We start from the raw sequence: 7366 nt of genomic DNA, 5'->3' as shown, positions 1-7366 counted from the left end.
TTATTAAATTTTTTAATGAATTATTGCTGATTACAATTAAAGAAGTTTATCTATTGAATCGTGAATATTTAAAAATGATGTCATTTCGGTAACGGTGAAAGTACGTTTTATTTTTTCATTTACGCCAACGGTTGCAAACAGTATCTTGTTTTTCTTGCAATATAATCGTATTGAAACCAGAATGCCTAAGCCAGTTGAATCAATAAAATCAACCTTAGAAAGGTCAAGGATGACACGCTCCTTTTTTTCTTTTTCTATACGTGAAATGATATTTTTGTCTGTATCTAAAGCCTGTGGGGATATTAATTCTCCCTCAAGGGATATAATCAGTACTCTGTCTTTTACTTCATGTTTGATATTCATGGTAATCGTCACCTCCGGTACACAATTTCTATGGTAAACCCTTCCGTGCAGATGAATATGAAAAAACTCTTAAAGAAAATCAAGCATTATTTATTTTAGTAGTGATTTCAAAAACTCATGGAGTGTATTATTCTCAAAAGCTTTAACAGCCTGTTCAAGAAGCATTTCATCGGTAACTATCGCTTTTAATAGTTCACTTCGTTGGTGGGATGTAAGATTACGGTAGCTTTCTTTGAGTATTGTGCGTGCTTCATTCAGCATATCCAGTGTTGTCTCTATATCCTGTGGGATGCTTTGTTCAATGAGCCTTCGTATTTTTGCTGCCATTGCAGGAGACGCACCACCGGTGGATACCGCGACTATGAGTGAGCCGCGTGTAAAAAACGATGGCACATAAAACGATGGGTTATCAGGATCGTCCACGGCATTTATGGGGATATTTAAAACCGACGCTTCATCATACACTTTGCGATTTACCTCTGGATTATTTGTTGCTGAAAAAACAAGTGCTGCACCGGCGCAATCGCCTTTATGGTATTGGCGTTTCACAATGGTAATGGCTGAATTGGCTAAGGCATATTCTTCAAGTTCAGTAAGAATTTCAGGAGCTATCACCACAACGTTAGCACCGCAGTGTACCAGATCTTTGACTTTACGAAATGCAACCTGGCCACCGCCAATGACCACCACGCGTTTTCCTTTTATTTTATATACTATTGGATAAAACATCTTTCATCCTACTTTTGTAATTCAGCTGGCATTTCAAAATATTCTCCTTTGGATTTAAGCTGGGCAATTGTTTCATCAGTCAATCCAATCTCTTCGTTGGAAAGGTAGCACTGAGGGTCAGGAGCCCATGGGTCGCCAAATACACGGTAGGCGCGCACGCGCATTGAACCGTTACACATAGCTTTATACTGACATACCCTGCAGCGTCCTTTTATGTACTCAGCTTTATGCTTCAAGCCTTTCATAAGCGGGTCTGTTTCATCCATCCAGATATCAGCAAAGTTGCGCAGAAGTACATTGCCAAAGGTATAATCCTGCCAAAACTGGTCAGGATGGACATTGCCAACAAAATCAATATTTGCAATGCCAACACCAGTGGAATAGGCACCACCGCCATTCCAGGTTAATAGATCTTTCACCTGATTGGCTTTTTGTTCATCTTTATGTAGCAGCTTACGGTACAAATACACCCCATCGACATGATTATCTACGGTAAGGATGTTGATGTCAAGCCCGAGTCTGAAGAAATCATCAGTGCGCTCAATGATAATGTCAAGAGCCTGTCGTTGCTGTGAGTATGTAAGGTCATCGGCAAAAAGATTACCACCACGTCCAGAATACACTAAATGGTAAAAGCAAGCGCGGTTTATGCCTTCTTTCTCAATAAAATCAAAGATACGGTGAAGGTCCTCAAAATTACGTTGGGTGAGTGTTAAGCGCAATCCCACACGCTGACCAACGGCAATACAGTGTTCAAATCCTTTCATAGCTTTTTTAAAAGCACCATCCATGCCGCGGAATCGGTCGTTTACATCTTCCATGCCATCCAGGCTTATGCCAACATACACAATGCCTGCATCTTTGATTGAACGGGCTTTATCCCTATCAATTAATGTCCCATTGGTGGAAAGCACGGGCCTGATATTTTTACCTGATGCGCGTTCAATAAGCGTAAATATATCTTTACGCATTAAGGGTTCTCCACCTGAAAAAAGCAGGGAAGGAATACCAAACGCGGCTAAATCATCAATGAGTTTTAGTCCTTGATCAGTAGTTAGCTCATCGTATTTTTTGTTGTGCGAATCAGTGTAGCAGTGAACGCAGTTTAAGTTGCAGGTGCGTGTCACATTCCACACCACGATGGGGCGGCGCTGGCTGGCAAGCTCCACACGTTTATGGGGCAGATTGCCATGGGCATCCACTGTAGCCTCAGTGCCGTAGCGTAACCCATCACCGGTTGATGAACCGCTGCAGTACAGTTTTCCTATATCAATCATTGTTGCATTCTCCTTGAGTAACTGATAGTCATTGGGTTTCCATTTCCTTTCCCCATTTTCCTTAAAACACTGCAGTTCAAAATTAAATAAAGGAATATGGAAAAAGAAAACTAGCCAAATAAGTACCTCTAATCTTCAAAATATGTAACACGTTCCTTCTAAATTCTTGAAATGGGGGCGTCCTAAAAGACATCTCTTTGCAATGACTTTTGCCCTCCTGTCATTGCGAGGAACGAAGTGACGAAGCAATCTTGTCTTCTGCGGCATTGAGATTGCTTCGCTACGCTCGCAATGACTTTGTACCCGCCTCATGGAAAGCCCCACTGTTAGTTTATTCACACCAAGAACTTCTAAAATACTTCACACGTTCCTTTTAAAATTCCTGAAATGGGATGGTGTTAAACCATCCCATTCACACCAAGAACTTCAAAAATACTTCACACGTTCCTTTTAAAATTCCTGAAATGGGATGGTGTCAAACCATCCCTTTTACACCATCAACTTTCAAAATACTTTACACGTTCTTTCTTAAATTCCTGTAATGAGCGATAGCTCCTGTAATCAACCTTTGCTATTGCATGAAGCTTTTGTATGATAGCATCTAATTCTTCCTGGCTTTTTGCATGCACCATAGCAAACACAGGATATTCCCATGGATTGGGAAAAGCTTCACGTACGTACAAATGCGAAATAGAAGGCTCTTTAGAAAATTCATGCAACAAATCCGAAAGCCTATCATTATCTGCTTTCCATACCGTCATGGCGTTGGCAACAAATCCAACAGCGTGATGCCGAACCACTGCGCGGTATGAACGCATCACTCCTGCAGCCAGTAGCTTTTCACCAATTGCTAATACTTCATCGACGCCAATGGGTATTTTTTTTGCGGTAACTATCGCCCCAAATGCTTCCGCAACTAACGGAAGATCCTGTTGCAATACTTTGATAGCCTGTTTCACCGTGTTATCAATGGTAATACTTTCATCAGGATTTTTTATGGTAAATTGTGTATCACTAATGACATCATCAGGGTCAAAGCGGGCAGAAAGCTTGACCATGGTCGTTGCTTTAAAAATTGTAAAACGCAGAGCACCCGCTTTCTTTGCAAGCGTTTCAACATACTCTAAAAAATTTTCTTCCTGTGGCAGTGCCAGTGTGAACCATATATTGTAATCGCCGTCACGAAGGTAATTGTGGCTTACCCCGGGTAAAGGGTTAATGGCACGTACTGCCATTTCAATATTGTTGTGCGGCACAACAAAAGCCACCAGGTTTGACTGATAGCCAAGCTTCTTTGCATTGAATATTCCCGCAATACTTCTTAGTATGCCCTGTTGCTTTAAACTGGCAAGCGCTTCAATAACTTCATCTTCAGTTGAATGAAGATTATCAGCAATTGCAGTAAATGGCCTTTTGACTAATGGTACCTGTATTTGAACTGTTTTCAGCAGTTGTTTTGTATCAAGCATGGGTCATCCTCTTTGGTTCATATACACAGTAAGGTTCTTCATCCATGTAATCACCTGTTGCATAGTATGCTCGTGCACGGCAACCAGCACAAAACGCTTTATATTCGCATACGCCGCATTTGCCTTTGAGTTTTTGTAAATTGCGCAAGTTGACAAAGAGCTCTGCTGATTCCCATATCTGGTTAAACGGTGTGGTAAGTACATTGCCAGCTACCAGTGGTAGATACCCACAGGGCTGTACATCGCCCCTGTGCGAAATAAAACACACGCCACTTCCAGCAAGACACCCGCGTGTCACAGCTGCAAGTCCATCAGTTTCAAAGGTTAATTTGCGGCCTTCCTTTTTTGCTTCCTGCCGTATGATGCGATAGTAGTGAGGTGCGCATGTTGCCTTAAATTCAATGCCTGCTTCTTTTGTTTTGTAATAAAACCATCGAAGTACTTCTTCATACTGTTCTTTTGATAGCATATCGGTATCGGCTATCTCAACGCCGCATCCCACAGGTACCAGCATAAACACATGCAGTGCAGCAGCGTGATTTTCTTGTGCCAGTTTTAAAATGGCTTCAATGCTTTCTACGTTTCGTTTTGTAATTGTGGTGTTGAACTGAAACGGCACACCAGCCTGGTGTAACAGCATTGCACCATGTAAGGCTTTATCAAATGAACCAGGAATTCCTCTGAATGAATCGTGCGTGTTTGCATCAGGACCGTCAATGGAAATACTTACGCGCTGAAATCCACTTCCCTTTATTTGCTGTGCAATTGTTTCATCAATGAGTGTGCCATTGGTTGCAAGTGCAATCGGTAAACCTTTTTCATGCGCATACGTGGCAATGTCAAATAAGTCTTTGCGGTAAAGTGGTTCACCGCCAGTTAGTACAATGATGGGGCGATAGTTACTGGCAATAGCATCAATGATAGAATGAATTTGCTGTGTTGAAAGCTCATTGCTATACTCTTTGTCGTAGCTTTCAGCCCTGCAGTGCGCACAGCGTAAGTTACAGCGTTTGGTGAGTTCCCAGAAGATGAGGCGAGGGCCATTCATAGCTTGAATATCTCCTGAAGTAATTTAGTTTTTTCCTTTGCTTCTTTTGAGTTACTGTTTGTGCCCAACTCTTTGAGATACGAAATAGGTATATGGAGTGTTTTGGTCATGATCTGTTGGGTTAGCTCTTCAATGATAGCAAAATCTTCATCTTTTAAATGTTTGAGTTTTCGGCGGCGATATTTTTTTAATTCATCATTGCGAATAGTTTCAAATGATTCTTTAATTTTAGCAATTAATGGCACTATCTGCAGGCTTTCATACCAGTGAAGAAATTCTTCAGTGTCGGCATCTATCATTTCATAGGCTAACGTTGTTTCGTTAAGCCTGCTTTTTAAATTTTCATCAGCTATTGATTTTAAATCATCAATATTGTATAAAAAAACATCATGGATATCGCCTGCTTCGGGGTCAATATTACGGGGAACAGCAATATCAATTAAAAATACTGGCTTTGAGCGTTTTTTCACTGCTTCCTGTATCATATCTTTTGTTAGCACATAATGGTGCGCGCCTGTTGAGGATATTATTATATCAACGCCTGGTATTGTTTCAATAATTTCTGCCAGCGTAATGATTGTTGCATCCTGGTTAATTTCACTGGCAATTCGCTGTGCATTGTGTAATGAGCGGTTAGCTAATGTTACCCTGCCAATCTTAAATTTAGTTAAATATTTCAGGATAAGTTCTGCCATCTCACCGGCACCAATTAAAAGGACTGATTGTTTTGAAAGGTCTTCAAATATCTTCTTTGCCAGTTCAACCGCAATAAATGCAATGGACAATGGATTGCGGGCAATCTCGGTTTGAGTGCGTACACGCTTTGCAGTTCTAAATGCTTGATGAAAAAGCTTATTTAAGATAGTGCCGGTAGTTTCATGCAGTGTAGCCCATCGGTACCAATCCTTAACCTGACCAACTATTTCGTTTTCACCAATCACCATTGAATCAAGAGATGACGCAACACACAAAAGATGGCGTACTGCATCTTTATGGTATTTTTTGTATAACACGGGTTCAAAATGTTCGCGTTGCAAACCGGCAAATTGTTCCAACAGATAAATAACCTCTTGCGTTGCTTCCTCTATTTGATTTGACACAAAGTACAGTTCCATCCTGTTACAGGTTGCAATATATACCATTTCCTGTATAGTATGCTTTTTAGCATTATTCACAAAGGATTCTAAAACCTGTGTGTCAAAGGCAAAACACTCGCGTGTTTCAACGGGAGCCGTTTTGTGGCTCATCCCAACCATGCCAATCTGTGGTATATATTCTTTCATTACCAATTACCTGAAACTGTGGAATCCTGAAGTAATCACAACATTGCTGGCCATAAACACTATCATCAGTATCAAAAAGGATACTATCGTCATAATACTGAGGTAATAATTACTGGTTATGTGCCATCTGCTGATAAGCCATAACATAAAAATAATACCCCATGCTGCGTACATTAAAATTTCCTTGGGACTACCGGATGATAAATTGCCATAAAACTGAAATAACATGATGATGCCAATGATTATACCAGCAGTGAAAAAGAAAAGTGAGCGTGACAGAGAAAAGCTGGTAAGTTTGCTTAGTACACTAAGGCTTGGGAAGCGGTTGATAAATTTCATGGATGACTTTTTCTGTAATTGCCAGGAAACAATGATATAAAGTACCGAAGAAGCAAAAGCCACAAAGAAAAGCACTTCGCCTAATAGTGCCAGCACAATATGGATTACCATGATACTGTTGTGGCCAATAGTCATATGCCGAGGGGAGTTTATGAAAAACAATGAAATAATGCTTATAATGGCAGCAAGTGGAATAAGTATAGCACTTAATGACCTGTAGTCATTGTTCCATTGTGACACTGCCATGTAAAGAGTGAGCAATGTTAAAAAAAGAATTATAAGGTAAAAGAAGGTAAAAATATGTATCTTATATACACCGGCAATGTACACAGGCATACAATAACCAATTATCATAAGCACAATCAGTATAATGCTCATCAGTAATTTAGTGGCTGTGACATACCGTGGCAGGTCCTTATGTATGGAAAGGATGCTATATGCTGATGCCACAATAAATAGTAATACCAGTATATATAGTGCAATCATAAATCCTCATAGTATTAATTAATATATATCTATTGTAACACAATTCATAATTATTGTTCATCTGGCGCAGTGTCAAGTATTATTGGTTGATTCCTGTAAATCAAGTTAGTTTAAAAAAATATAGGCGATAGTTCATGGTAAAAATTTGATTAATAAAAAAAGAATTGCAATAATTGTTGTATATTGAACTATTTTCTAACATGTTTATCCTGTTTTTTCGTGTTACTGTAATAAGGTGAGTGTGGTGTTGTATTGCTTTCAATGAATAAGGGAACTTTTATAAACTGTTTTTTTGGATGATCTCTTGTTAGCACAATCTATTAAGATAAAACCGATTTCAATTATATGAATAATTTTGGACGAAAATCATTA

The 7366-nt window shown here is 39.7% G+C and carries 7 protein-coding genes; all 7 read right to left on the bottom strand.

All coding sequences use genetic code 11. The annotated features are described in order from the left end of the window. Positions 1 to 36: 36 nt before the first annotated feature. Positions 37 to 363, bottom strand: coding sequence for an STAS domain-containing protein (locus AB1444_15820; GenBank protein MEW6528123.1), 327 nt, complete (start codon positions 361 to 363; stop codon positions 37 to 39). A gap of 90 nt (positions 364 to 453) precedes the next feature. Then, positions 454 to 1092, bottom strand: coding sequence for a bifunctional precorrin-2 dehydrogenase/sirohydrochlorin ferrochelatase (locus AB1444_15815; GenBank protein ID MEW6528122.1), 639 nt, complete (start codon positions 1090 to 1092; stop codon positions 454 to 456). A gap of 8 nt (positions 1093 to 1100) precedes the next feature. Next, the gene (locus tag AB1444_15810) at positions 1101 to 2369 is read right to left on the bottom strand and encodes a radical SAM protein (protein MEW6528121.1); all 1269 of its coding nucleotides are present in this window, start codon (positions 2367 to 2369) and stop codon (positions 1101 to 1103) included. Positions 2370 to 2866: 497 nt separating this feature from the next. Then, positions 2867 to 3838: a hypothetical protein gene (locus tag AB1444_15805; GenBank protein ID MEW6528120.1), complete on the bottom strand. Its 972-nt coding sequence runs from the start codon at positions 3836 to 3838 to the stop codon at positions 2867 to 2869. Further along, on the bottom strand, positions 3831 to 4886 hold the full coding sequence (locus AB1444_15800) for a radical SAM protein (protein MEW6528119.1): 1056 nt from the start codon (positions 4884 to 4886) through the stop codon (positions 3831 to 3833). Before AB1444_15800 ends, AB1444_15805 begins: the two co-directional genes overlap by 8 nt. Next, positions 4883 to 6169 carry a glutamyl-tRNA reductase gene (hemA, locus tag AB1444_15795; GenBank protein MEW6528118.1) on the bottom strand — a complete coding sequence of 429 codons (1287 nt, stop codon included), beginning with the start codon at positions 6167 to 6169 and terminating at the stop codon, positions 4883 to 4885. The genes AB1444_15800 and hemA overlap by 4 nt, the downstream gene beginning before the upstream one ends. Positions 6170 to 6175: 6 nt before the next feature. Next, positions 6176 to 6994: a cytochrome c biogenesis protein CcsA gene (gene ccsA / locus AB1444_15790; GenBank protein MEW6528117.1), complete on the bottom strand. Its 819-nt coding sequence runs from the start codon at positions 6992 to 6994 to the stop codon at positions 6176 to 6178. Positions 6995 to 7366 lie beyond the last annotated feature (372 nt).

It is taken from the genome of Spirochaetota bacterium (assembly GCA_040756435.1).
GTDB lineage: Bacteria > Spirochaetota > UBA4802 > UBA4802 > UB4802 > UBA4802.
The sequence above is the reverse complement of the archived record's forward strand: the minus strand, read 5'-3'. Positions and strand labels throughout refer to the sequence as shown.

What these genes read in the sequence shown, in the direction of transcription:
- AB1444_15820 (MEW6528123.1), bottom strand. Translation starts at nt 363, where the DNA reads ATGAATATCAAACATGAAGTAAAAGACAGAGTACTGATTATATCCCTT.
- AB1444_15815 (MEW6528122.1), bottom strand. Translation starts at nt 1,092, where the DNA reads ATGTTTTATCCAATAGTATATAAAATAAAAGGAAAACGCGTGGTGGTC.
- AB1444_15810 (MEW6528121.1), bottom strand. Translation starts at nt 2,369, where the DNA reads ATGATTGATATAGGAAAACTGTACTGCAGCGGTTCATCAACCGGTGAT.
- AB1444_15805 (MEW6528120.1), bottom strand. Translation starts at nt 3,838, where the DNA reads ATGCTTGATACAAAACAACTGCTGAAAACAGTTCAAATACAGGTACCA.
- AB1444_15800 (MEW6528119.1), bottom strand. Translation starts at nt 4,886, where the DNA reads ATGAATGGCCCTCGCCTCATCTTCTGGGAACTCACCAAACGCTGTAAC.
- hemA (MEW6528118.1), bottom strand. Translation starts at nt 6,169, where the DNA reads ATGAAAGAATATATACCACAGATTGGCATGGTTGGGATGAGCCACAAA.
- ccsA (MEW6528117.1), bottom strand. Translation starts at nt 6,994, where the DNA reads ATGATTGCACTATATATACTGGTATTACTATTTATTGTGGCATCAGCA.